Here is a 22,447-nt window from a genome sequence, read left to right on the forward strand (position 1 = left end):
AGACCAGTCACCCCACTCGAGATCCTGCACCTTTAAATTAGCACTGCTAGTTTCGCTCGCGCAGCCCTACTATGTGCGCCATGGCCCGACCGCGCAAGCCCCTGCTCAGCACCGACCGGATCGTCGAGACGGCACGTGCGCTGGTGGACGCGGAGGGCCTCGCGGCCGTCTCCACGCGTCGGCTCGCCGCCGAGCTCGGCGTCAGCGGCCCCTCCCTCTACAACCACTTCCGCACCAAGGACGAGATCCTGGAGGCCGTCGCCGACTCGGTGAGCGCGCAGGTCGACCTGTCGATGTTCGAGGACGGCCGCGAGTGGCGGACCGCGCTGCACGACTGGGCGGTCTCCTACCGGGCCGCCCTGCGCGACCACCCCAACATCGTCCCGGTCCTCGCCCAGGGGCCCGGACGGCGGCCGGCCGGGCTGCGGCTCGCGGACGCGGTCTACGGCGGGATGGTCGCCGCGGGCTGGCCTCCGGCCCAGGCGACCTCGATCGGCGCGCTGATGCGGTACTTCATCATGGGCTCCGCGCTCGGCTCGTTCGCGGGCGGCTTCGTGGACGATGCGACCGCCTACGACCCCGCCGACTACCCGCACCTCGGGCAGGCCCATCTCCTCGCCGAGCAGCAGGAGAAGATCGACGAACGGGCCTTCGAGACGGGGCTCACGGCGCTGCTCGACGGGCTGGCCGGGCAGTACGAGGTGCTGCGGCAGCCGACGTGACGACACTTCGGCCGGCGCCGAAGTGTCCGTACCCCATGCTGGCTCCATGACCACCAGGGAGAACCAGGCACCCGGGCTTGCCCGCCTCGCCGGGCTGATCGCGGACGAGACGCGCGCCGCGTGTCTGCTGGCGCTGCTGGACGGACGGGCGTGGACGGCGGGCGAACTGGCGCGGCACGCGGGCGTCGCCGCGTCGACGCTGAGCGAGCACCTCGGCAAGCTCGTCGCGGGCGGTCTGCTGACCGAGGAGCGCCAGGGGCGGCACCGGTACGTACGGCTCGCGGACGGGCGGGTGGCCCAGCTGGTGGAGGATCTGGTCGCGCAGGTGGAGCCGGGTGATGTCGTACGGCCGCGCGGGCTGCGGGAGTCGAGCGCGGGCGCCGCGATGGCCCGCGGGCGGACCTGTTACGACCATCTCGCCGGGCGGCTCGGGATCGCGGTGACCGATGCGATGACGGCTCGGGGGCTGTTGGTGCAGGACACCGGGTTCGCGCTGACGGAGGCGGGGGTCGGGTGGTTCGGGAGCGCGGGGATCCCGCTGGAGCGGAAGGGGCGGCGGCCGCTGGCCCGGGGGTGCCTCGACTGGACGGAGCGGCGGCCGCATCTGGCGGGGGTCGCTGGAGCGGCGCTCTGCGCGCATGCGCTGGACGCCGGGTGGTGTGTGCGGATCGGGTCGGGGCGGGCCGTGAAAGCGACGCCGACGGGTGTACGAGTCCTTCAGGACCTGCTCGGTGTCGAGGCCACGGCGCTGTGAGCGCCCTCAAGTGCCCCGTCTGAAATCCGCGAGCTTCCTTTCCGTCCCATCTCTAGCCTCGGGAGCATGATGAACGCCCGTCATACCCACCTGCTCGCCCCCGCTGCCGCCGCCGTGACCGTCGTGCTGTGGGCCTCCGCCTTCGTCTCGATCCGCAGTGCCGGGGACGCCTACTCGCCGGGCGCGCTGGCGCTCGGGCGGTTGTCGTCCGGGGCGCTGGCGCTGGGGGTGATCTGTCTCGTACGGCGGGAAGGGCTGCCGCCGCGGGCCGCCTGGCGTGGGATCGCGATATCCGGGGTGCTGTGGTTCGGCTTCTACATGGTCGCCCTGAACTGGGGCGAGCAGCAGGTCGACGCCGGAACCGCCGCCCTGGTCGTGAACATCGGGCCGATCCTGATCGCCCTGCTCGGCGCCCGGCTGCTCGGAGACCCGATGCCGCCCCGGCTGCTGGCGGGGATGGCCGTGTCGTTCGCCGGGGCGGCGGCCGTCGGGCTTTCGATGTCCGGGGGCGGCGGATCCTCGGTGCTGGGTGTCGTGCTGTGTCTGCTCGCCGCGGTCGGGTACGCCGGTGGGGTCGTCGCACAGAAGCCGGCGCTCGCGAAGGCGAGTGCGCTGCAGGTGACGACGTTCGGGTGTCTCGTGGGGGCCGTGGCGTGTCTGCCGTTCGCCGGGCAGCTGGTCGGCGAGGCCGCCGACGCGCCCGTGTCGGCGACCCTCAACATGGTCTATCTGGGCGTGTTCCCGACGGCGCTCGCCTTCACGACCTGGGCCTACGCCCTGGCTCGTACGACGGCCAGCCGCATGGGCGCGACCACGTACGCCGTCCCCGCCCTGGTCGTCCTGATGTCCTGGCTGACGCTCGGTGAGGTGCCAGGGCTGATGACGCTGGGCGGGGGCGTGCTGTGCCTGGCGGGGGTGGCCGTGTCGCGGTCGCGCCCCCGCGCTCAAGCGCCTGAGACGCTCACATCGCCGAGCGATCCGGAGCCCGTCAGAAAGTGATCCGGAGCCGGTCAGAAAGTGACCAGCGCCCGTCCGCCCTTCCCCGCCAGCATGTTCTCGAAGGCCGCCGGGATGCCGTCCAGGGCGATCCGTTCCGTCACCAGAGCGCCCAGGTCCAGGCGGCCCTCCCGGACGTGGTCGGCCAGGATCGGGAGGTCCTTGGACGGGTCCGAGTTGCCGTAGACGCAGCCCGCGAGGGTCCGGCCCCAGTGGAAGATCTCCAGGGCGTTGAAGGTGACCTGCTGGTCCTTGCCGCCGATGCCGACCACCGTCGTACGGCCGCCGCGGCGGGTGGAGTCCCAGGCCGTGCGGATGGTGGCCGCGCGGCCCACGCACTCCACGGCCACGTCGACGCCCTGCTTGCCGGTCAGACCGCGGATCTCGCGGGCCGTGTTCTCCGACGCCACCACGTAGTCCGTGGCGCCCGCGCCCCGCGCCAGTTCCTCCTTCTCCGGCGAGACGTCGACCGCGACGATGCGGGACGCGCCCGCGATCCGGGCCGCCTGGAGGGCCGCCAGGCCCACGCCCCCGACGCCGTACACCGCGACCGTCTCCCCCGGCTGCACCTGCGCCGAGTGGTGGACGGCGCCGTAGCCGGTGAGGACCGCGCAGCCCAGCAGGGCCGCGTCGGTGAGCGGGACGCCCTCGGGCAGGGGCAGGACGCAGGAGGCGGAGACGACCGTCTCCTCGGCGAACGCGGCCACGTTGAGGCCGGGGTGCAGGTCGACGCCGTCCGCGGTGCGGGCGTACACGTCGGCCGCCCCGTTCAGCGCGTTGGCGCACAGCCACACCTCGCCCAGTGAGCAGGCGTGGCAACTACCGCAGGACGGCGCCCAGTTGAGGACGACGGAGTCGCCGGGCGCGATGCCGGTGACGTCCTCGCCGACGGAGACGACCGTGCCCGCGCCCTCGTGGCCGAGGACCGCGGGGACCGGTACCCGCATGGTGCCGTTGGACAGGGACAGGTCGGAGTGGCACACCCCGGCCGCGGCGAGCCGGACCCGGACCTGGCCGGGGCCCGGGTCGGGAAGCTCGATGTCCGTGATCTCCAGGGGAGCGCCCACGGCGGGAAGGACGGCTGCGCGAACCACGTGAACTCTCCTAGAACTGCAGGGACTTGGTCTGGAGGTACTCGGCGAGGCCGTGCGTGCCGAGCTCGCGGCCGACGCCCGACTGCTTGTAACCGCCGAAGGGGGCAAGGGGGTTGAAGCGACCGCCGTTGATGTCGACCTGCCCGGTGTCCATGCGGCGCGCGAAGGCGACCGCCTCCGCCTCCTCGCCGGCCCAGACGGCGCCCGCGAGGCCGTAGACCGTGCCGTTCGCGATGCGCAGGGCGTCCTCCTCGTCCTCGTAACGGAGGATGGACAGGACCGGGCCGAAGATCTCCTCCTGGGCGATCGTCATCTCCGGAGTCACGTCCGCGAAGACGGTCGGCGAGACGAAGTAGCCCTGCTCGCGCGGGGATTCGGGCCCGCCGGCCACCAGCCTGGCCCCCTCCGCGACGCCCTTCTCGATGTAACTCCGCACCCGCGCCTGCTGCTTGGCGTTCACCACCGGGCCGATCCGCTCGCCGTATTTGGCGGCGGCCGTGGCGGCCAGCTCGACGGCCTCCTCGTACTGGTCGCCGTGGACCAGCATCCGGGTCCAGGCGCTGCACGTCTGGCCGGAGTTGGACATGACGTTGGCGACACCGACGTTGACCGCCTTGGCCAGGTCGGCGCTCGGGAGGATGACGTTGGCGGACTTGCCGCCCAGCTCCAGGGCGACCCGCTTCACGGCCGCGCCCGCCGCCGCGCCGATCCGCCGGCCGACCGCCGTGGAGCCGGTGAAGGAGACCAGGTCGACGCCCGGGTGCTCGGCGAGGGCCTGGCCGGCGACCGGGCCGAGGCCGGTGACGAGGTTGAAGACGCCGGCCGGGACGCCCGCCTCGTGGACCGCCTCGGCGAAGAGCTGGGCGACCAGCGGGGTGTCCTCGGCGGGCTTCAGCACCACCGTGCAGCCCGCCGCCAGCGCCGGGGCGACCTTGGCGACGATCTGGTGCAGGGGATAGTTCCAGGGCGTGATCGCGCCGACCACACCGACCGGCTCCAGGTAGACCGTGGAGTTGCCCGCCTTCTCCTCGAAGGCGTACGTCGCCGCCAGCTCGGCGTACGAGCCCGCGACCGCGATCGGCACGGCCGCGTGTACGTTCTCGGAGAACTTCAGCGGCGAGCCGAGTTCGGCGGTGACCGTCTCGGCGATCTCGTCCTTGCGGGCGACGAGGACGTCACGCAGGGCGCTGAGCCTGGCGGCCCGCTCGGCGGGCGGGGTGGCGGCCCAGGCCGGGAAGGCGGCACGGGCGGCTCGTACGGCGGCGTCGACGTCCTCGGCGGTGCCGGCCGGGACCTGGCCGATCACCTGCTCGTCGACCGGGTTCACGACGTCGATCCCGTCCTGACCTGCGGCGGGACGCCAGGCGCCGTCGATGTAGTGGCCGTCGTGTGCCTTCATGGTGCTCCTCCGGGGCGGGGTGCGTCGTGCGCGTCACAACCTACCGACAGACACACAAACTAGCGGCGATAGTTTTTCACCGCCAGGCACCCCCCTCGTTCCGGCCGCCAGGCACCCCCGTGCGGAACGCGTCTCACTCGTCCAGGTCGGGCAGCCGCGCCGGGGACGGGCAGATCCGTTCGCCGTGCTGGTCGAAGACGAACAGGTGGGCGATGTCGACGAGGAGGGGCACCTGGAGGCCGCGGCGCAGATCGATGTCGGGGGTGGTGCGGACGACCAGGTCGCCGGGGAGGCGGGGTTCCGTGGACGCGGGCGCGGGGTCGGGGTCGGACTCCTGCGGGTCGTCCAGGACCACCACGGGCCCGGCCCGCAGCGCCCCGGCCCGCTCCCGCAGCCGGTCCAGGACGGTGGGACCACCGTCGCGGCGCTTCCGCCGCGAGGGCCGGGCGGCCGGCCGCGGGGCTTCCAGATCCGGTACGACGGCCGGCCGGGAACCGGTGTTGAAGTGGACGAGGACCTCGTGCCCCTGGAACTCCACATGCTCGACCAGACCGGTGAGCGCGACCTCACCGGGCCGGGCGGAGGCGGGCTTGGCGATGCGGATGGCTTCCGAACGCAGGCCGACGATCACCTCGCGGCCCTGCTGCACGCGCAGCAACTGGTGGTCCAGGGACAGGGGTTCGGGCAGCCGCAGGTACTGCTTGCCGAGGCTGATGGTCATCGCGCCGTCCAGCGGGGCGCGGACCAGGCCGCGCAGCAGGTTGATGCGCGGGGTGCCGATGAAGGCGGCGACGAAGACGTTGCGGGGCAGGGCGTACACCATGCGCGGGGTGCCCAGCTGCTGGAGGACTCCGCCGCGCAGCACGGCGACCCGGTCGCCGAGCGACATGGCCTCGGCCTGGTCGTGGGTGACGTACACCGTGGTGACGCCCAACTCCCGGGTCAGGCTGGATATTTCGGCGCGCAGATGGTTGCGGAGCTTGGCGTCCAGGTTGGACAGCGGCTCGTCCATGAGGAAGGCGGAGGGGTGGCGGGCGATGGCCCGGCCCATGGCGACGCGCTGGCGTTCGCCGCCGGAGAGCTGGCTCGGGAAGCGGTCCAGGAGGTCCTCGATGCCGAGCATGCGGGCGGTGGCGTCGACGCGGGGGCGGGGGTCCTCGTTCGGGTTCTCCACGCGCAGCGGGAAGCCGATGTTGCCGCGGCTCGTCATGTTCGGGTAGAGCGCGAAGTTCTGGAAGACCATCGCCATGTTCCGCTCGGACGGCAGGAGTTCGTTCGCCTCCTCGCCGTCGAGCAGCAGTCTGCCCTCGGTGATCTCCTCCAGCCCGGCGATCATCCGCAGCACCGTCGACTTCCCGCAGCCGGACGGTCCGAGCAGCACGAGGAACTCGCCGGGCCGGATGTCCAGCGACAGCCGGTCCACCACGCGGACGCCTCGCGTGTAGGCCTTGCTCACGTCGTGCAGGGAGATGGCGCGTGTCATGTGGAGTGCCCCCGGGGGCCGAATCAGGCGCTGGTGCTCCGCGGTCGAGAACGCTCCTTGAGGGGCGTCCGGGTCACGGAAGTTAACGGAATGTGTGCGGCCGGGGGAAGAGTTCGGGCGGTCCGGTTCACCCTGTGAAAAAGCGGACGATCCCCTTCAGCGGGTGGCGTGCGGGCGCCTGCCTTCATTTGGTGCGGGTGAGGTACGCGAAGACGACGGTGTTGCCCGCGTATCCGGTACGGCGGTGGTAGGCACCGCCGCAGGTGATCAGCCGCAGCTCGGGGCGCGAACGGGCGCCGTACACCTCCCGGTTCGGGAAGTGCGCCTTCTCGTACGTCCGCACGGCGTCGACGGTGTAGACGGCGGTTCGTCCGTCCGCGCGCCGCACCTCGACGAGGTGACCGGGGCCGAGCTCGTGCAGCCCGGCGAAGACGGCGGGGCCGCTGTCGGTGTCCAGGTGCCCGACGAGCACGGTGGTGCCCTGCTCGCCGGGCGAGGGCCCGCGCTCGTACCAGCCGACCTGGTCGGCGTCGCCCTCCGGGGGTGCGGTGAGCCGGTGGTCGCGGTCGAGGCCGAGCGGGATGACGGGGGCGTCCACGCCGATGTAGGGGACGAGGACGCGAGTGGGGCGGGAGCGGGGCAGGGGGTGGGGCGGGGGCGGCTGCCGACGGGGGTGGGCGGGGCGCGGGTCGGCGGCGATGCCGTGGGAACCGCTCGTGGCGGGCGTGCTGCCGGACGGCGCGTCCGGACCGGCGCCGGCCCGACCGTCCTGGCCGGCCCCGGCGTCGGATCGTGCGGCCCGGCCCGCCTCGGTGCCGGCCGGGTCCCCGCCCTGGGTGCACCGGACGGCGCCCGTCACCAGCGCGGCGGTCAGGACGACCGTTCGCGTCAGGCGGTAGGCGCGCGTCCGGTACCAGGGCCTGCGCCTGTGTCTACGACGCGCCATGCGGGCGGCGGCGGAGGCGGAACCAGACCGCGCCGGTGACCGCGGCGAGACCGACCGCCGCGGCGCCGGCGACCGGGCTGATCGCGGCGTCCCGGGCCAGCCCGCCACCTCCGGCTGGCGGGCCGCCGTTGGGGCCGCCGGTCATGCCGCCGGGACCGCCCGGCGTGCTCGGGGTCGGCTTAGGAGACGCGCAGTCGACCTTGAAGACCTTGAACTTGCCCGCGCCGTGCTGCTTGTTCGTCTTCCAGGTCAGCTTGTACATCCCGTTGGGCAGGCCGAGCGGCATGGTGTGGGCCGAGCCGTCGGCGGCGACAGTGAGCTTGCCGTCGAGGTGGCCGGTGCCCGCGCCGGGCCCGTTGGACTGCGGGTCGATGCTCCAGGTGACCTCCTCGGGCGGGGGCGTTCCGTCGAAGTTGAAGGCCGCGAGGTAGAAGTCGCAGACCTTCGGCTCGTTCCGCTGGTCGGTGAACGGAGTGCCCACCTCGTGGATCTTGACGTCTCCGTTGTCACCGGGCGCCGCGAGCGCGGGCGAGACGAGGAGTGTGCTCCCCGCGACGGTCAGGGCCGCCACGGCGGCGACGCGCACACCGGCGCGGTGTGACAAGGGTGTGGTGGACATGCGGGCGCCTCCGAGTCAGACGATTTTCATACAAATCGCAGTTCGTCTGACTCTCTTTCACATACGGCGCACGGATTGCGGAAGCGCGGCCCTGCGCCCCGCCGGATTTCCTCCTTCTGGAGCAGGCGACCGCATGGCCACCCCCGCCGACAGCAACAGCAGTCCGCCCAGCATCACGAACGGCGCCGCCACCCCCGCGACCCCGGCGACCAGACCTGCCGCGGCCGGCGCAGCCACCTGGCCGAGCCGGTTGCCGGTGAGCCGCAGCGCGAGCGCGGTCGAACGGGCGCCGTCGGGCGCCGCCTGCACGACCGTCGTCATGGACAGCGGCTGACCGACGCCGAGACAGAACCCCAGGACCGCCAGCATCAGCCCGAGCACCCACACCGGCACCGACAGCGCGACGCCGGCGCACAGCACCGCGGCCAGCAGACACGTCACCGTCAGCAGCAGGGGCCGGCCGAGCAGTCGTAGCAAGGGAGTCAGGACGAGCCGGCAGGCGATCGTCGCACCCGCCCGAATGCTGAGCAGCACGCCGATCACCGTCGGCGCGATGCCCCGGTGCTCGCCGACCACCGGGAGGTAGGCGGTGAGGATGTCGGTGGCGGACAGGACCGAGAGGCTGATGAGCATGCCCGCGGGGACGCCCCGGGCGCGCAGGATGGAGCCGACCGGGACGCGATCGCCTTGTGCGGTACGGGACTTGACGGCCGTACGGTCCTCGATGCGCCACAGCGAGGTGAACGCGACCGCCGCCCCCGCACCAGCCACCACCAGCGCCTTGGCGCTCGTGCCCGCCATGTCCGGGCCGCCGATCAGCGCGCCCGCGGCGATCGGGCCGATCAGCTGGCCGAGCGAGGCACCGATGGTGAAGTGGCCGAAGTTGCGGTCCTGTTCGTGCGGGGCGGACTGGCGGGCGACCAGGGACTGGGAGCCGATCACGAAGCAGAGGTGGCCGAGGCCCATGACTCCGCTCCAGATCGCCATCGTCCAGAGGGAGTTGGCCGTGCCGCTGAGCGCGCAGCCGCCCGCTATGAGGATCACGCCGGCCGGCAGCAGGGGTGCGCAGCGGCCGTGGTCGGTGCGGCGGCCCAGCGGTACGGCGACGAAGAGCGGGAGCAGGGCGTAGACGCCCGCGATGACGCCGATCGCCCGTTCGTCGGCGCCCAGCGCGAGGGCCCGGTAGGAGACGGCCGGCCGGGCCATCGACACCGCCCCCTGCGCGAAGCCGAAGGCGATGACGAGGCGTAGCAGCCAGCCGCGGTTCCTACCGGGCCCCATGTTCAGGTCCTCCGTCGTTCGGGTCAGATGATGCCGAACAGGATTCCTGCCCCGAGCACCACGAGTGATGTGAGGGCGGCCCACTTGACCACGAACCTGGTGTGGTCGCCGAACTCCACCTTGGCCATGCCGACCAGGACGTAGACGGCCGGGACGAGCGGGCTGGACATGTGCAGGGGCTGGCCGACGAGGGAGGCACGGGCGATCTCCAGGGAGGAGACCCCGTGGGCCTGGCCGGCCTCGGCGAGCACCGGGAGGATGCCGAAGTAGAAGCCGTCGTTCGACATGAAGTACGTGAGCGGGATGCTCAGGACGCCGGTGACGAAGGCCATGTGCGGGCCCATGCCGTCCGGGATGTTGTCGACCAGCCACCTGGCCATGTGGTCGACCATGCCGGTGCCCTGCAGGACGCCGGTGAAGACGGCGGCGGCGAAGACCATGCCGGAGACGTTCAGGACGTTCTCGGCGTGGGCGGCCAGGCGGGCCTTCTGGTCGGGGATGTGCGGGAAGTTGACGGTGAGCGCGGTCGCGGCGCCGAGCAGGAACAGCACCGGGATCGGCAGCCACTCCATGATCATGGCGGTCAGCAGGACGACTGTGAGCAGCGCGTTGAACCAGTACAGCTTGGGGCGCAGGGTGGCCCGGTTCGGGTCGAGGCCCTGGAAGCCCTCGTCCTCGGAGTCCTCCGGGAGGTCGGCGTGGGTGCCGGCGCCGGCGCCCGAACCGCCGCTCGCCGTGCGGGCCTTGCCGTCGGAACCGCCCGCGCCGACGAGCACGGTCTCGGCCTCCTGGGGCTCCAGCACCTCGTCCAGCGTCAGCACGCCGAGCCGCTTGCGCTCGCGACGGCCGAGGACGTACGCGAGCGCGATGACGAAGACCAGGCCCATGGCGAGCGCCGGGATCATCGGCACGAAGATGTCGCTGGCGTCGAGCTTCAACGCGGTGGCGGCGCGGGCGGTCGGGCCGCCCCACGGGAGCGTGTTCATCACGCCGTTGGCCATCGCGGCCACACCGGTCATCACGACCAGGCTCATCTTCAGGCGCTTGTACAGCGGGTACATCGCCGAGACGGTGATCATGAAGGTGGTGGAGCCGTCGCCGTCGAGCGAGACGATCGCGGCGAGCACGGCCGTACCGACGACGATCCGCAGCGGGTCGGCCTTGCAGAACTTCAGGATGGCCCGGACGACCGGGTCGAAGAGGCCGACGTCGATCATCACACCGAAGTAGACGATCGCGAACATGAGCATCGCCGCGGTGGGGGCGAGGCTGGTGACGCCGTCGATGACGTAGTCGCCGAGGTGGGCGCCCTTGCCGACGAAGACGCAGAACAGCGCCGGGATCAGCACGAGCGCCGCGATCGGCGACATCTTCTTCAGCATGATCAGGACCAGGAAGGTCGCGATCATGGCGAAGCCGAGGATGGTCAGCATGAGTGGATACCTAACGTTCGCCCTTGAACATTCCACCGGGGCAGGCGGTGCGAGGAACGTTAGGTCCGTTCAAACGGCGTTAACAAGACGTTGACGCGTGAGCAATAAGCGCAAAACTGCAGGTCACAGCTGCGCCATGATCTCGATGGGCACTCCGTTGAGGACCGCGTTGCCCGACAGCGGGTCGAGCAGGCTGCCGTCGAGGAGCTGGTTGACATTGACGCCGGGGTCGGTCGCGGCGTGGCTGAGGCGGGTGCCGGGGCGGTCGTGGCCCCAGCCGTGCGGCAGGCTGACCACGCCCCGGCGCACGCCGTCCGTGACCTCCGCGGGAGCCGTCACCTCTCCCCCGGCCCCCTTCACGCGTACGGCGTCCCCGTCCCGCACCCCGAGCCGCTCGGCGTCCTCGGGGTGGATGTGCAGCGTGCAGCGGTTGGTGCCGCCGGTGAGGGCGGGGACGTTGTGCATCCAGCTGTTGTTGGAGCGCAGATGGCGGCGGCCGACGAGGACGAGCCCGGCGGGAAGTTCGGTGAGGGAGCGCCGGAGCCTCGGGAGGTCCTCGGCGATCGGCTGCGGCAGCAGCTCCACCTTGCCGCTGCGGGTCTTCAGCGGCTGCGGCAGGCGTGACCGCAGCGGCCCGAGATCGATGCCGTGCGGGTGCGCGAGCAGCTCCTCAAGCGACAGCCCGTCCGGTCGTACGCCGAAGCCGTCGCCGTAGGGGCCGAGGCGCAGCATCATGTCGATCCGGCGCTCGGGGCCGTTCTCACCGGTCAGCAGGCCGGCGAGTTCCTTGGGGTCGCGGCCGTGCACCGGGGACCACGGCTCCTTGACCGCCTTGCCCAGGGTCTGGCCGACGACCAGGTCGTCGACGGCCGACGGGTCGGCGCCGTGCATGCCGGTCGCGGCGAGGATCAGCCGGGCGAAGATCTCCGCCTCGGCCATGCGGCCCGGCTCCAGCGGGACGGCGGGGCGGGTGTAGCGGACCTGATTGCGGACGGCGAGGGTGTTGAAGGCGAAGTCGTGGTGGGCGCTCTGGGAGGGCGGGGGCGGCGGCAGGACGACGTCGGCGTGACGTGTGGTCTCGTTCAGGTACGGGTCGATGCTGACCATGAAGTCCAGGCCGTCCAGAGCCTTGTCCAGCCGGTCGCCGTCGGGTGCCGACAGCACGGGGTTGGCGGCGGCGGTGATGAGCGCCCGGATGGGCTCGCCCTCCGCGGTCGCGGTGTCGATCTCCTCGGCGAGCGCGGACAGCGGCAACTCGCCCTTCGCCTCGGGGTGCCCGCTCACCCGCGAGTGCCAGCGGCCCAGGGCGAAGCCGTGGCTGGGTCCGGCGGGGCGGGGTGTGCGGTCGGTGGCGGCCTGCGGGAAGAGGGCGCCACCGGGGCGGTCGAGGTTGCCGGTGAGGATGTTGAGGACGTCGACCAGCCAGCTGCCGAGGGTGCCGTACGGGACGGTGCAGCTGCCGATGCGCCCGTACACGGCGGCGGTTGGCGCGCCGGCGAGCTCGCGGGCCAGGGTGCGGATGAGCGGGGCCTCGACGTCACAGGCGGCGGTGACGGCCTCGGGTGTGAAGTCCCGTACGGCGTCCCGGAGTTCCTCGACACCCATGACGTGCGGCGCCAACTCCCCCAGATCCACCAGGCCTTCCTCGAAGAGGGTGTACGCCATCGCCGCGAGGAGCAGCGCGTCGGTGCCGGGGCGGATCGCGATGTGGCGGTCGGCGAGCTTGGCGGTGCGGGTGCGGCGCGGGTCGATGACGGTGAGGGTGCCGCCGCGGGCCTTGAGGGCCTTGAGCTTGCCGGGGAAGTCGGGGGCGGTGCACAGACTCCCGTTGGACTCAAGGGGGTTGGCGCCGATCAGGAGCAGGTGGTCGGTGTGGTCCAGGTCCGGCACGGGGATGGCATTGGCGTCCCCGAACAGCAGCCCGCTGGAGACGTGCTTGGGCATCTGGTCGACGGTGGACGCGGTGAAGACGCTGCGGGTGCCGAGGCCGGCGAGCAGCACGGGCGGGTAGAGGCCGCCGGCCACGGTGTGCACGTTCGGGTTGCCGAGGACGACGCCGACGGAGTGCGGACCGTACCGCTCGACGACGCCGCGCACGCCGGCCGCCACGGCGTCGAAGGCCTCGCCCCAGGTGGCCTCGCGCAGCTCGCCGTCCTTGCGCACCAGCGGGGTCCGCAGCCGGTCGGGATCACCGTCGACGGCACCGAAGGAGGCGCCCTTCGGGCAGATGAACCCCTTGCTGAACACGTCGTCACGGTCGCCGCGGGCGCCGGTGACCCGGGTGCCCTCGACGGTGAGGGTCAGCCCGCAGGTGGCCTCGCACAGGGGGCAGATTCGCAGGGCGGTGCGGGACACGGGTCCTCCCGGAGGGCGGCGACGATGACGCTCGTACACGGGCGAGCATACCGACCGGTATGCACGGGCGGGAGTCCTCTCGGGGGTGAGGTCGGATACCCGCGAGCCGTCGGCCCGACACGCGCCGGGCCGGCCCGCAGCGGTCAGTCCAGCACCCGCGCCAGATACGCCCGCAGCATCTCCCGCGCCTCCTCGATGATCTTCTCGTCGCCCTCCGGGGCCACCCGGAAGGCCAGGTGGACCAGGGTGTCCGCGGTTTCCACGGCGATCAGGAAGGTGCGGCGCAGGTCCTCGTCCGGCTCGCGGTCGAGATAGCCGGAGAGCAGGTCGGTGAGGCGGTCGGCGACGCGGTGGTTGGGTTCGGCGTGGCGGGCGCCGACCGGGATCTGGTTGCCGAAGTCGACGAGGGAGAAGCCGGGGGCGGTGCGCTTCATGGCCAGGTACTCGTCGAGGACGGCGTCCATCGCGGTGCGCCAGCCGCCCTCACCGGTGGCCTTCTGGAGGCGCTCGGTGACGTTGTCCGTGAAGCGCTCCAGGTTGCGCTGGGCCAGGGCGTCGGCCATCTGCCGCTTGTTGCCGAAGAAGCGGTAGACCGAGCCGATGGGGACGCCGGCGCGCAGGGCGACGGCGCGGGTGGACAGGGCGTCGTAGCCGACCTCGTCGAGGAGGTCGGCGCAGGCGTCGAGGATCCTGGTGAGCCGTTCGGCGCTGCGCCGCTGCACGGGCGCTCGGCGTAGCGATGTCGCGTGGGGCACGGGTTTCATGATGCCTTTCCGACGCCTTCCGGTGAACCTCGCCCCCCTGTACGGAGGTTGATGCCCGATGCACTCATCCCGGCCGTGTCCGGGGCGTCACTCGCAGTGGCGGTGCCGGGAGCGGAGGCGTCCGGGGGGCCGCTCGCCGTGCCGTCCGGCTCCGAGGCGGTGATGTCGGCCGTGTTCTGCACGGGCTCGCCGTTCACGGCCCACACCGTGCCGTCGTCGGCGTACAGCCGGGCCGTGACGTGGTGGGTCCCGCGCGGGACGAGCCGGGCCGGGAGGCGGTACGCGGTGCCGCGCAGCCGGGTGACCAGGCGGTCGTCGACGAAGAGGTAGGCGAAGCCACGGCCGGCCACCGCCTGCGACTTCGTCCCGGCGGGCGAGAAGCGGAAGTTGCGCACGGTCAGCCGTACGTCCCAGGTGTCGTCGGTGTCGGGCCGCACCTCGATGCCGACCTCGGGCGCGCCCTTCTTGTCCACCTCGCGCAGATGCCGCCCCTCCTTGTCGGTGCCGTCGAGGATCTTGCCCACGGGGGAGGTCGACGCGCCGGCCTTCCCCTCGTGCGCACCACTGGACCCGCAGCCCGCGGATCCGCCCAGGAGCAGCACACAGGCCGCGAGCACGGCAAGAACTCCCCGCGTCCACGACATGCCCGGGAGCGTAGAACAACGGTCCGACAGTCGGATCCCCCTGGAGTCCTGTTCTCGTTCCTCCCTGGTGAGGAGATTCCCCGCTGGTGAGGAGGTCCGGTGGACCTCTTGCGCCCGCGAAACCGCAATCCTACGGTGTTACATAGGAATGGAGTCGCAAGGGAGCGATCATGAGCTGGGAAGCGCGCAAGACCGCCGAGGGGCTGACCTACCTCTCCGGCTTCGGCAACGAGCACAGCTCCGAGGCGGTGCCCGGCGCCCTGCCCGAGGGCCGCAACTCGCCGCAGCGCGCACCCCTCGGGCTGTACGCCGAGCAGCTGAGCGGTTCGGCCTTCACCGAGCCGCGCGCCCACAACCGCCGCTCCTGGCTCTACCGCATCCGCCCCTCGGCCGCCCACCCGCCCTTCACGCACACCCACAACGGCTGGATCCGCACGGCCCCCTTCACCGAGTCCGTCCCCGACCCCAACCGCCTGCGCTGGAACCCGCTCCCCGACCCCGCCGACGGCACCGACTTCCTGGCCGGCCTGTGGACCCTCGGCGGCAACGGCGACGCGACCCAGCGCACCGGCATGGCCGTGCACCTCTACCACGCCAACGCCTCGATGGACCGCGTCTTCAGCGACGCCGACGGCGAGCTGCTGATCGTCCCGGAGCAGGGCGGCCTGCTGCTGCACACGGAGTTCGGGCTGCTGCACGCGGAGCCGGGACATGTGGCGCTCATCCCCCGTGGGGTGCGCTTCCGTGTGGAGCTGCTCGATACTTCCGCCCGCGGTTATGTGTGCGAGAACTACGGCGCCCCCTTCCGCCTCCCCGACCTCGGCCCGATCGGCGCCAACGGCCTCGCGAACGCCCGTGACTTCCGGGCACCCGTCGCCGCGTACGAGGACGTCGAGGGCCCGGTGGAGGTGGTGAACAAGTTCTGCGGCAACCTCTGGCAGGCGACGTACGACCACTCCCCGCTCGATGTCGTCGCCTGGCACGGCAACCATGTGCCGTACGTCTACGACCTGCGCCGTTTCAACGTCATCGGGACCATCTCGTACGACCATCCCGATCCGTCGATCTTCACGGTGCTGACGTCTCCGTCGGACACCCCGGGCCTGGCCGGCGTCGACTTCGTGGTGTTCGCGCCGCGCTGGCTGGTCGGCGAGGACACCTTCCGGCCGCCGTACTTCCACCGGAACGTGATGAGCGAGTACATGGGCCTGATCGAGGGCGCGTACGACGCGAAGACGGCCGGGAAGGGGGGTTTCGTGCCCGGCGGCGGCTCGCTGCACAACATGATGTCGGCGCACGGTCCGGACCGGGAGACGTTCGACCGGGCGAGCGCCGCCGAGCTGAAGCCGCAGAAGGTCGACGACGGGCTTGCGTTCATGTTCGAGACCCGCTGGCCGGTCACGCTCACCGCGCACGCGGCCCAGGCGGAGCACCTGCAACCGCACTACGACGACGTGTGGAAGGGCCTGGAGCGCCACTTCCGCCCGTTGCACTGATCGCGAACGACCGGTACGGATAGGCCGTGACCTCCTTCGCCCCGGACTCGATCGTCCTGAACCGCAAGCTGCCGCTCTGGTACCAGGTCTCGCAGTCCCTGCGCGCCTCGATACTCGGCCGCTCGCCCCAGGACCCCCTCCGGCTGCCCACCGAGGAGCAGCTGGCGGGGCACTACGGGGTGAGTGTGCTGACCATGCGGCAGGCGCTGAAGGAGCTGGAGGACGAGGGCCTGATCACCCGGCACCGGCGCCGGGGCACCTTCATCGAGCCCGACGCCCGGCGGGGCACCCCGGTCCGCCTGCTGGGCTCGGTGGACGCGATCGTGGCCCAGCAGTCCGGCATGACGACCGAGCTGCTGGAGCACGGCCACGCGCCCGTGCCGGCCGAACTCGCCGAGTACTTCCCGGAGATCGACGAGGTGGCCACGTACCACCGCCTGCGCAGCGACGAGAAGACGGGCGAGCCGACGAACCACGCGCGCAACTACGTCCGTCCCGAGATCGCCGACCGCATCGACCCGTCGGACCTGGTGCGCTGGCCGATGACCAGGGTGCTGCGGGACGTCGTACGGGCGGACATCAGCCGTATCACGGACACGGTGGAGGCCCGGCTCGCCGATCCGGAGACGGCGCGGCTGCTCCAAGTCCCGCTGCTCAGCCCGATCCTGCACTACACGGGTGTGACCTACGACGGGGCGGGAAGGGTGCTGGACGCGGCGGTGATCCACTACCGGGGTGACCGCTTCTCGTTCACGGTGACCCTGGACGCCACATGAGCTCACTGTCCGTGCCAGGTCGTACGATGCCGAGCGTGACGCAACACGACGACGCTCCGCCGCTGGCGGACCTCATGCCGTGGTCCGTCGCACCGCCGCGGCTCGGCCGGGGGTGGCCGACGGGCCCCGACGCGGCATCCCTGAAGGCCCGCTGGGACGCGCTGCTCAAGGCCGACGGCCCCGACCGGGAGGCCCTGTTCGAGCCGACCCGCTCGCGCACCCTGCACTCCGCGGTCGGGCAGCTGCCGGGCCAGTCGAGCGGCACGGAGAAGCTCGTCCGCGCCTCGGGCCCCGCCCCGGAGCCGGTACGGATCCTGCACGCCCCCTTCGACGAGCAGTGGCTGATCCCGGACCACCGGCTGATCGACTCGGCCCGGCCGGAGTTGTGGCGGGTGGCGGACGAACACCAGGTCTTCGTCGTCGAGGCCGCTGCGGAGCCTCCGGGGCCGCACGTCCTCGCGACACCCCACCTTCCCCTCCTCCGCCCCGGCCGCGTCCGGCCGCTGTACCGCCGTCCCGGCGGCGGCGAACCCAACCTGGCGCCAGGCCTGTTGGAGCACCTGAGCAGCCGCCTGGGCCACTCGGTCGAGCCGCTGGACGTGCTGGCCTGGATCCTGGCGGCGGCACGGGCGGACCTGACGGTCCCGCTCACCCAGGACGCCGAACTCTGGTCGCGCGGTGTGGAGTTGGGCCGCCGCATGCTCTGGCTGATGCGCCGCAACGGCGAGCGCCCCAAGCTGCCCGGGGGCCGCCGCCCGTACGTCCGCGCGCCCCTCCCCTCCCGCCCGCTCACCGTCGGCTACGACCGCGACGAGGAGACCCTGCTGCTGGACGAGGGACGTATCTCGCCGGTGCCGCCGGAGGCCTGGGACTTCGAGGCGGCCGGGGTGCGGGTCCTGGAGCAGTGGTTCACGACGCGGACCGCGGAGGCCGAGCCGGGCACGCTCGCGGCGATCCGTCCGACGACCTGGCCGCAGCCGTGGACCTCGGAGCTCCTCGAACTGATCACGGTCCTCGCCCTGCTCGCGGAAGTGCGGCCCCTGCAGGCGGAGTTGACGATCACGGAGCCGGTCTCGGCGGGCGACCTGGCGAAGGCGGGTGTGCTTCCCGTGCCGGAGACGGCTCGGAAGCCGGCCTCGGTGCTGGACCACCACGAGGAAGGCCCCGAGGGCCAGTTCGCGCTGATCTGAGCCCTGGCGGTCCAGGCCCTGACGGTCTAGCCCCTGGCGGGATCGAAGGCGTCCAGCACCCGCGCCAGCGCCAGGTCGAACACCGCGTCCAGATCGATCGGCCCCGGGTCCTCCATGAACGCGGCCGCCATCCTGGGATACGCCCCACCGGCGATCTGACTGCCCAGATAGGCGATCCGCACCGCGTTCTCCTGCTCTTCCGACCACGGCAGGTTGCGGGTCCGCTCGGCCGTGGCCAGCTCGTTGGACACGTACATCGTCACGACACCGTTGAGCAGCCCGATCAGCTGCATCTTCATGCCGTACTTCATGTCCTGGAGCGGATCCAGACAGGCCAGGCAGCGCTCCAGGTACCGCAGCGCGTTCGGGCTGAAGCCGTACAACGGTGACATCAGCCGCGGCAGCCAGGGGTGCCGGTGCATCAGCGTCCGCGTCTGGTGCGCCACCCGCAGCATGTCGGCCCGCCAGTCCCCCGACGGCTCCCACTCCTCGTGCTCGCCGCTGACCGCGTCCACCATCAGCTCGTACAGGTCCTCCTTACGGGGGACGTAGTTGTACAGGGACATCGTCCCGCACCCCAGCTCGGCCGCGACATGCCGCATCGACACCGCGTCCAGGCCGCCCTCGTCGGCGAGCTTCACCGCCGCCGCCGCGATGTCGGCGCGGCTGTACGCCGGCCTCGGCCCGCGGCCCGCCCGCTCGGGACGCGCCCAGATCACTTCGGGTACCGCCGCTCGGCCCGCCATCGATCATCACCTCGGCCACCATCCTAGTTACGTACAGCGTACGTAGTGCGCTATGGTCGACCCATGGCTACTACGTACGCTGTACTTAGTGAAGGGCTGGAGAAGCGGTTCGGCGATGTGCACGCGGTGCGCGGGCTGGATCTCGCGGTCGCCCAGGGCACCGTCTGCGGTGTCCTCGGGCCGAACGGGGCGGGCAAGACGACGGCGGTACGGCTGCTGACCACGCTGCTGCGGCCGGACGCGGGCTCCGCGCGGATCGCGGGGCACGATCTGGTGCGGGAGGCGGCGGCGGTACGGCGCAGCATCGGCGTCACCGGGCAGTACGCGTCGGTCGACGGCGATCTGACCGGCCGGGAGAACCTGCGGCTGTTCGCGCGGCTGCACCGGGTCCGGGCGCCCGGCGAGCGGGCCGGTGAGCTCCTCGACCGGTTCGGCCTCACCGAGGCCGCCGACCGGCCCGCGTCGACGTACTCGGGCGGGATGCGCCGCCGCCTCGACCTCGCGGCGAGCCTGATCCGCCGTCCCGAGGTGCTGTTCCTGGACGAGCCGACCACCGGACTCGACCCGGCCAGCCGCACGCTGATCTGGGAGGCGGTGCGCGAGCTCACGGCGGACGGGACGACGGTGCTGCTGACCACGCAGTACCTGGAGGAGGCCGACCAACTCGCCGACGACATCGCCCTGGTGGACCGGGGGCGGGTGGCGCACACCGGTTCACCGGCGCAGTTCAAGGCGCTGATCGGGTCCTACGTCGAGGTGGTCGTCGCCGGTCCCGACGTGATGGCGCAGGCGGCCGGCGTGCTCGACCAACTCACGGGCGCGCAGCCGTCGTTCGACCACGAGCGGCACGCGGTCGGCGCGGTCACCCGGGACCCGACGCTCACCCTGCCGCGCCTGGTGCGCGAACTCGACGCGGCGGGCGTGCCGTTGCTCGACGCGAGCCTGCGCACGCCGACCCTGGACGACGTCTTCCTCCGGCTGACCGACCGCTCCTCGGAGCACGTGGACGACAAGGAGCCCGCGGTATGAGCGCGTTGACCTACGACGGCATGGCGATGGTGGGCCGGCAGCTGCGGCGGGTCCGCAACAGCCCGGGGCTCGCGGTCCTCACCCAGGTGATGCCGATCAACATGCTGCTGTTCTTCGGTTACGTCTTCGGCAGCGCGCTGGCGATGCCGGGCCGCGAGTACCGCTCGTTCCTGGTGCCGGGGCTGCTGGTGGCGACCGCCGCGGGCGGGATCATGACCGGGATGTTCCAGGCGGCGGCCGACTCGCACCGGGGTGTCATGGACCGGTTCCGCACGATGCCGGTGAGCCGGGCCGCCGTGCCGCTCGGGCAGGGAGTGGCCGACCTGGTGGTAACGGCGATCGGGACGGTGCCGCTGCTCCTTGTCGGTCTCGCGGTGGGCTGGCGGATCGAGGGGAGCGTGCTCGAAGTGGCGGGCGCGGTGGGGCTGTTGCTGCTGTTCCGGTTCGCGTGCACGTCGGTCGGGATCTTCCTCGGGCTGCTGACCCGCAGCGAGGACGCGGCCGGGCAGCTGGGGGCCTCGACGTTCATCCTGCCGCTGCTGTCGAACGCGTACATCCCGACCGACGGGCTCGCGGGGTGGCTGCGGACCCTGGCCGAGTGGAATCCGATCAGCGCGGTGACGACGGCCCTGCGGGACCTGTTCGGGAACGCTCCGGTGCCGGCGGACGGCGCCTGGCCGGTGACGCATCCGGTCGCCGGGTCACTGGTGTGGAGCGTGGCGCTGATCGCGGTGTTCCTGCCGCTGGCCGTGCGGAGGTACGCGCACGGGGAGCGGTGACCCCGACGGCCGGGGAAAGGGGGGTTGTCTTCGGTACCGAGCGGGTGGAACGTACCGAAGACAACCTCCAGGGCATGGTCAGGCGCGACGCCGCACCGGTCGCGGGAACGCCGGTGCGGCTCAGCGCCCGCCGAAGAGCGAACGCGTCAGCCGGCGCAGCGGCGCGAAGAGCGAGACGCGACGCATGCGCGCGCCCCTGTCGCTGCGGTTCTGCGTGGTGTCACGCGCGGTCAGCTCACGCATCAGCAACGTCGCCTCGGCCGTCTTCTGCTGCGGCACGGCGGGACCCGCCAGCACCGAGAGATGACGGTCGAGGCGCGAACTGGTCGCGCTGCTCCCGCAGGTGATCGCAGGGACCCTCGCCCTGCTACGTGTTATCTGTTCCATGTCACTCCCCACCCGTACGAGTCCACCCGGCCCGGGCAGGGTAACCCTATCGCCCCAACCGGGCACTCGTGTATCGCGGTCACAGGATTCACCTTCCCTGCAAGGGTGTTGACGACTCCTCCTTCGTCACTCTCCGAATCCAACCGATTTCAGGGCGAGTTGGACAATGGGCTGGCTGGTGGGCTGTGCTGAGCCTCCGTCGGGCTCGACGGTCACAGCGAGTGATGTAGCCGACTTGTTGAGGTCGGTGGCGACCAAGGGCGTGTCGCCGCCCTCGAAGAGCCCGAGGGAGCGTGGTTGCGCGCCGGGGCGCATGAGCCACAGCTGGTGCACGCGTCCGCCCGACGGTTCGCCGTATCCGCTCAGGGTGACGACCGCCTGCCCCTCGGAAGCCGAGGCGATCACCCCCAGACTTCGGCCCTGGGCGTCCTTGCCGATGGTCGCGCGCGCGTCGGGAGCTGCGAGAACGTGGTTGATCTCACGTGCCTGGGACTGCGCGGCGTCCAGCTTGTCCTGGGTCTGCCGGGCCTGCACGGCGAACAGGGAGGCCACCACGAGCGCCGCCGCGGCCGTCGCCGTGGCGAGCGGCACGAAGAAGGGGCGGCGCTCGCGGGGCGCACGGGTGCGTCCCGGCGGCGGCTGCGTGCCCCAGACGTGCGGCGGCAGCTGCGGCGTGTGCTCCCGCACCGGCCCCGGCTCCTGCGGAGTCGTGCGTACGGCGGCCAGCACCCGGTCGCGCATCGCGGCCGGCGCCGGAGCCGCCGTCGACCAGGCGAGCCGTACCGCGTCCTCGGACAGCGCCCGTACCTCGGCGGCGCACATGTCACAGCCTTTCAGATGCTTCTCGAAGCGGATCCGCTCCCCCGGTTCCAGGGCGTCGAGCGCGTAGGGCGCCGCGAGCGAGTGCAGATCCCCGCGATGGAACATTCGGTCGAGGAGACTCATGCGACACCTCCCAGGCATTTGCGCAGCTGGGTGAGTCCATCGCGCATACGGGTCTTGACCGTCCCCAGCGGCAGCGAGAGCCGGTCGGCCACTTCACGGTACGTGTAGCCGTCGTAGTAGGCGAGCGTGACGGACTGGCGCTGCAGCGCGGTGAGGCGGTCCAGGCAGCGGCGCACCCATTCGCGCTCCAGGCCGGCCTCGACCTCCTCGGCCACATGGTCGAAGGCGGGGTTGTTGGCGGCCCGGCGGGCCTCGCGCTGCTCGCGTTCGCCGGCCGCGCGGGCGCTGCGGACGCGGTCGACGGCGCGGCGGTGCGCCAGAGTGAGGACCCAGGACAGCGCGCTGCCGCGTCCGGGGTCGAACCGCGCGGCGGACCGCCAGAGTTCGAGCAGCACTTCCTGAGCCACCTCCTCCGACTGCGCCGGGTCCCGCACGACCCGGCGCACCAGTCCGAACACCGGACCGGACACCAGGCCGTACAGCTCCTCGAATGCCTTCTGGTCGCCGCCCGCGACGAGCACCAGAAGTTCGTCCGCCTCCAACTCGATCCCCCTCTTCCCCGACCGCACGCGGCCCCTTCCCTGTCCCGGTAGGCATTCGCAGCGAGCG

At 72.0% G+C, this 22,447-nt stretch carries 22 protein-coding genes; 8 read left to right on the top strand and 14 right to left on the bottom strand.

Features of this window, described 5'->3' with window-relative positions; genetic code table 11:
* Nucleotides 1-71: 71 nt before the first annotated feature.
* The 3 genes from ABZ848_RS43085 (at nt 72) to ABZ848_RS43095 (ending at nt 2,475) form a co-directional block, all read left to right on the top strand.
* The gene (locus ABZ848_RS43085) at nt 72-722 is read left to right on the top strand and encodes a TetR/AcrR family transcriptional regulator (RefSeq protein ID WP_360840957.1); all 651 of its coding nucleotides are present in this window, start codon (nt 72-74) and stop codon (nt 720-722) included.
* 46 nt (nt 723-768) lie between these two features.
* A complete protein-coding gene (locus tag ABZ848_RS43090; RefSeq protein ID WP_360840959.1) occupies nt 769-1,476 on the top strand; it encodes a winged helix-turn-helix domain-containing protein in 708 nt (235 codons plus the stop codon).
* 69 nt (nt 1,477-1,545) lie between these two features.
* Complete coding sequence (locus ABZ848_RS43095; RefSeq protein WP_360841033.1) at nt 1,546-2,475, top strand: DMT family transporter; 930 nt, start codon at nt 1,546-1,548, stop codon at nt 2,473-2,475.
* 11 nt (nt 2,476-2,486) lie between these two features.
* On the opposite strand, the gene ABZ848_RS43100 is transcribed toward ABZ848_RS43095, so the two are convergent.
* From ABZ848_RS43100 to ABZ848_RS43145, 10 genes are all read right to left on the bottom strand, one after another.
* Complete coding sequence (locus ABZ848_RS43100) at nt 2,487-3,566, bottom strand: Zn-dependent alcohol dehydrogenase (RefSeq protein WP_360840961.1); 1,080 nt, start codon at nt 3,564-3,566, stop codon at nt 2,487-2,489.
* Nucleotides 3,567-3,576: 10 nt separating this feature from the next.
* Complete coding sequence (locus ABZ848_RS43105; protein ID WP_360840963.1) at nt 3,577-4,965, bottom strand: aldehyde dehydrogenase family protein; 1,389 nt, start codon at nt 4,963-4,965, stop codon at nt 3,577-3,579.
* Nucleotides 4,966-5,098: 133 nt separating this feature from the next.
* The gene (locus ABZ848_RS43110; protein ID WP_360840964.1) at nt 5,099-6,448 is read right to left on the bottom strand and encodes an ABC transporter ATP-binding protein; all 1,350 of its coding nucleotides are present in this window, start codon (nt 6,446-6,448) and stop codon (nt 5,099-5,101) included.
* Between the two features lie 184 nt (nt 6,449-6,632).
* Nucleotides 6,633-7,394, bottom strand: coding sequence for a class F sortase (locus tag ABZ848_RS43115; RefSeq protein ID WP_360840966.1), 762 nt, complete (start codon nt 7,392-7,394; stop codon nt 6,633-6,635).
* A complete protein-coding gene (locus ABZ848_RS43120) occupies nt 7,381-8,013 on the bottom strand; it encodes a hypothetical protein (protein ID WP_360840968.1) in 633 nt (210 codons plus the stop codon). The genes ABZ848_RS43115 and ABZ848_RS43120 overlap by 14 nt, the downstream gene beginning before the upstream one ends.
* 57 nt (nt 8,014-8,070) lie before the next feature.
* On the bottom strand, nt 8,071-9,294 hold the full coding sequence (locus tag ABZ848_RS43125; RefSeq protein ID WP_360840969.1) for an MFS transporter: 1,224 nt from the start codon (nt 9,292-9,294) through the stop codon (nt 8,071-8,073).
* 23 nt (nt 9,295-9,317) lie between these two features.
* A complete protein-coding gene (locus ABZ848_RS43130) occupies nt 9,318-10,763 on the bottom strand; it encodes a CitMHS family transporter (protein ID WP_360840971.1) in 1,446 nt (481 codons plus the stop codon).
* 87 nt (nt 10,764-10,850) lie between these two features.
* Entirely contained in the window at nt 10,851-13,082 is a 2,232-nt protein-coding gene (locus tag ABZ848_RS43135) for a molybdopterin oxidoreductase family protein (protein ID WP_360840973.1), read from the bottom strand.
* A gap of 143 nt (nt 13,083-13,225) precedes the next feature.
* Complete coding sequence (locus ABZ848_RS43140) at nt 13,226-13,846, bottom strand: TetR/AcrR family transcriptional regulator (protein ID WP_360840974.1); 621 nt, start codon at nt 13,844-13,846, stop codon at nt 13,226-13,228.
* Entirely contained in the window at nt 13,843-14,490 is a 648-nt protein-coding gene (locus ABZ848_RS43145) for a hypothetical protein (protein ID WP_360840975.1), read from the bottom strand. Before ABZ848_RS43145 ends, ABZ848_RS43140 begins: the two co-directional genes overlap by 4 nt.
* Before the next feature lie 170 nt (nt 14,491-14,660).
* Between ABZ848_RS43145 and hmgA the strand changes: the two genes are divergently transcribed.
* Genes hmgA through ABZ848_RS43160 form a run of 3 tightly spaced genes read left to right on the top strand, consistent with a single transcriptional unit; the run spans nt 14,661 to nt 17,952 of the window.
* Entirely contained in the window at nt 14,661-15,986 is a 1,326-nt protein-coding gene (gene hmgA, locus ABZ848_RS43150) for a homogentisate 1,2-dioxygenase (RefSeq protein WP_360840977.1), read from the top strand.
* Between the two features lie 26 nt (nt 15,987-16,012).
* Nucleotides 16,013-16,762 carry a GntR family transcriptional regulator gene (locus tag ABZ848_RS43155; RefSeq protein ID WP_360840978.1) on the top strand — a complete coding sequence of 250 codons (750 nt, stop codon included), beginning with the start codon at nt 16,013-16,015 and terminating at the stop codon, nt 16,760-16,762.
* Nucleotides 16,763-16,788: 26 nt separating this feature from the next.
* Entirely contained in the window at nt 16,789-17,952 is a 1,164-nt protein-coding gene (locus ABZ848_RS43160; protein ID WP_360840979.1) for a type ISP restriction/modification enzyme, read from the top strand.
* A gap of 26 nt (nt 17,953-17,978) precedes the next feature.
* Here the strand turns inward: ABZ848_RS43160 and ABZ848_RS43165 are convergent, their stop codons facing one another.
* Entirely contained in the window at nt 17,979-18,698 is a 720-nt protein-coding gene (locus ABZ848_RS43165) for a TetR/AcrR family transcriptional regulator (RefSeq protein WP_360840980.1), read from the bottom strand.
* Nucleotides 18,699-18,761: 63 nt separating this feature from the next.
* On the opposite strand from ABZ848_RS43165, the gene ABZ848_RS43170 reads away from it, so the two are divergent.
* Both ABZ848_RS43170 and ABZ848_RS43175 read left to right on the top strand, forming a co-directional pair.
* A complete protein-coding gene (locus tag ABZ848_RS43170) occupies nt 18,762-19,727 on the top strand; it encodes an ATP-binding cassette domain-containing protein (RefSeq protein WP_360840982.1) in 966 nt (321 codons plus the stop codon).
* Nucleotides 19,724-20,506, top strand: coding sequence for an ABC transporter permease (locus ABZ848_RS43175; protein WP_360840983.1), 783 nt, complete (start codon nt 19,724-19,726; stop codon nt 20,504-20,506). The genes ABZ848_RS43170 and ABZ848_RS43175 overlap by 4 nt, the downstream gene beginning before the upstream one ends.
* Before the next feature lie 120 nt (nt 20,507-20,626).
* On the opposite strand, the gene ABZ848_RS43180 is transcribed toward ABZ848_RS43175, so the two are convergent.
* The 3 genes from ABZ848_RS43180 to ABZ848_RS43190 form a co-directional block, all read right to left on the bottom strand.
* On the bottom strand, nt 20,627-20,893 hold the full coding sequence (locus ABZ848_RS43180) for a hypothetical protein (RefSeq protein ID WP_360840985.1): 267 nt from the start codon (nt 20,891-20,893) through the stop codon (nt 20,627-20,629).
* A 126-nt stretch (nt 20,894-21,019) separates the two neighbouring features.
* Nucleotides 21,020-21,838, bottom strand: a complete 819-nt coding sequence (locus ABZ848_RS43185; RefSeq protein ID WP_360840986.1) for an anti-sigma factor — start codon at nt 21,836-21,838, stop codon at nt 21,020-21,022.
* Nucleotides 21,835-22,380 carry a sigma-70 family RNA polymerase sigma factor gene (locus tag ABZ848_RS43190; RefSeq protein WP_360841035.1) on the bottom strand — a complete coding sequence of 182 codons (546 nt, stop codon included), beginning with the start codon at nt 22,378-22,380 and terminating at the stop codon, nt 21,835-21,837. The genes ABZ848_RS43185 and ABZ848_RS43190 overlap by 4 nt, the downstream gene beginning before the upstream one ends.
* Nucleotides 22,381-22,447: the final 67 nt, after the last annotated feature.

It is taken from the genome of Streptomyces sp. NPDC047081 (assembly GCF_040643775.1).
GTDB lineage: Bacteria > Actinomycetota > Actinomycetes > Streptomycetales > Streptomycetaceae > Streptomyces.

Coding starts and splice junctions, on each gene's coding strand:
- ABZ848_RS43085 (WP_360840957.1), top strand. CDS start 72: ATGTGCGCCATGGCCCGACCGCGCAAGCCCCTGCTCAGCACCGACCGG.
- ABZ848_RS43090 (WP_360840959.1), top strand. CDS start 769: ATGACCACCAGGGAGAACCAGGCACCCGGGCTTGCCCGCCTCGCCGGG.
- ABZ848_RS43095 (WP_360841033.1), top strand. CDS start 1,546: ATGAACGCCCGTCATACCCACCTGCTCGCCCCCGCTGCCGCCGCCGTG.
- ABZ848_RS43105 (WP_360840963.1), bottom strand. CDS start 4,965: ATGAAGGCACACGACGGCCACTACATCGACGGCGCCTGGCGTCCCGCC.
- ABZ848_RS43110 (WP_360840964.1), bottom strand. CDS start 6,448: ATGACACGCGCCATCTCCCTGCACGACGTGAGCAAGGCCTACACGCGA.
- ABZ848_RS43115 (WP_360840966.1), bottom strand. CDS start 7,394: ATGGCGCGTCGTAGACACAGGCGCAGGCCCTGGTACCGGACGCGCGCC.
- ABZ848_RS43120 (WP_360840968.1), bottom strand. CDS start 8,013: ATGTCCACCACACCCTTGTCACACCGCGCCGGTGTGCGCGTCGCCGCC.
- ABZ848_RS43125 (WP_360840969.1), bottom strand. CDS start 9,294: ATGGGGCCCGGTAGGAACCGCGGCTGGCTGCTACGCCTCGTCATCGCC.
- ABZ848_RS43140 (WP_360840974.1), bottom strand. CDS start 13,846: ATGAAACCCGTGCCCCACGCGACATCGCTACGCCGAGCGCCCGTGCAG.
- ABZ848_RS43145 (WP_360840975.1), bottom strand. CDS start 14,490: ATGTCGTGGACGCGGGGAGTTCTTGCCGTGCTCGCGGCCTGTGTGCTG.
- hmgA (WP_360840977.1), top strand. CDS start 14,661: ATGAGCTGGGAAGCGCGCAAGACCGCCGAGGGGCTGACCTACCTCTCC.
- ABZ848_RS43160 (WP_360840979.1), top strand. CDS start 16,789: ATGCCGAGCGTGACGCAACACGACGACGCTCCGCCGCTGGCGGACCTC.
- ABZ848_RS43165 (WP_360840980.1), bottom strand. CDS start 18,698: ATGGCGGGCCGAGCGGCGGTACCCGAAGTGATCTGGGCGCGTCCCGAG.
- ABZ848_RS43170 (WP_360840982.1), top strand. CDS start 18,762: ATGGCTACTACGTACGCTGTACTTAGTGAAGGGCTGGAGAAGCGGTTC.
- ABZ848_RS43175 (WP_360840983.1), top strand. CDS start 19,724: ATGAGCGCGTTGACCTACGACGGCATGGCGATGGTGGGCCGGCAGCTG.
- ABZ848_RS43180 (WP_360840985.1), bottom strand. CDS start 20,893: ATGGAACAGATAACACGTAGCAGGGCGAGGGTCCCTGCGATCACCTGC.
- ABZ848_RS43185 (WP_360840986.1), bottom strand. CDS start 21,838: ATGAGTCTCCTCGACCGAATGTTCCATCGCGGGGATCTGCACTCGCTC.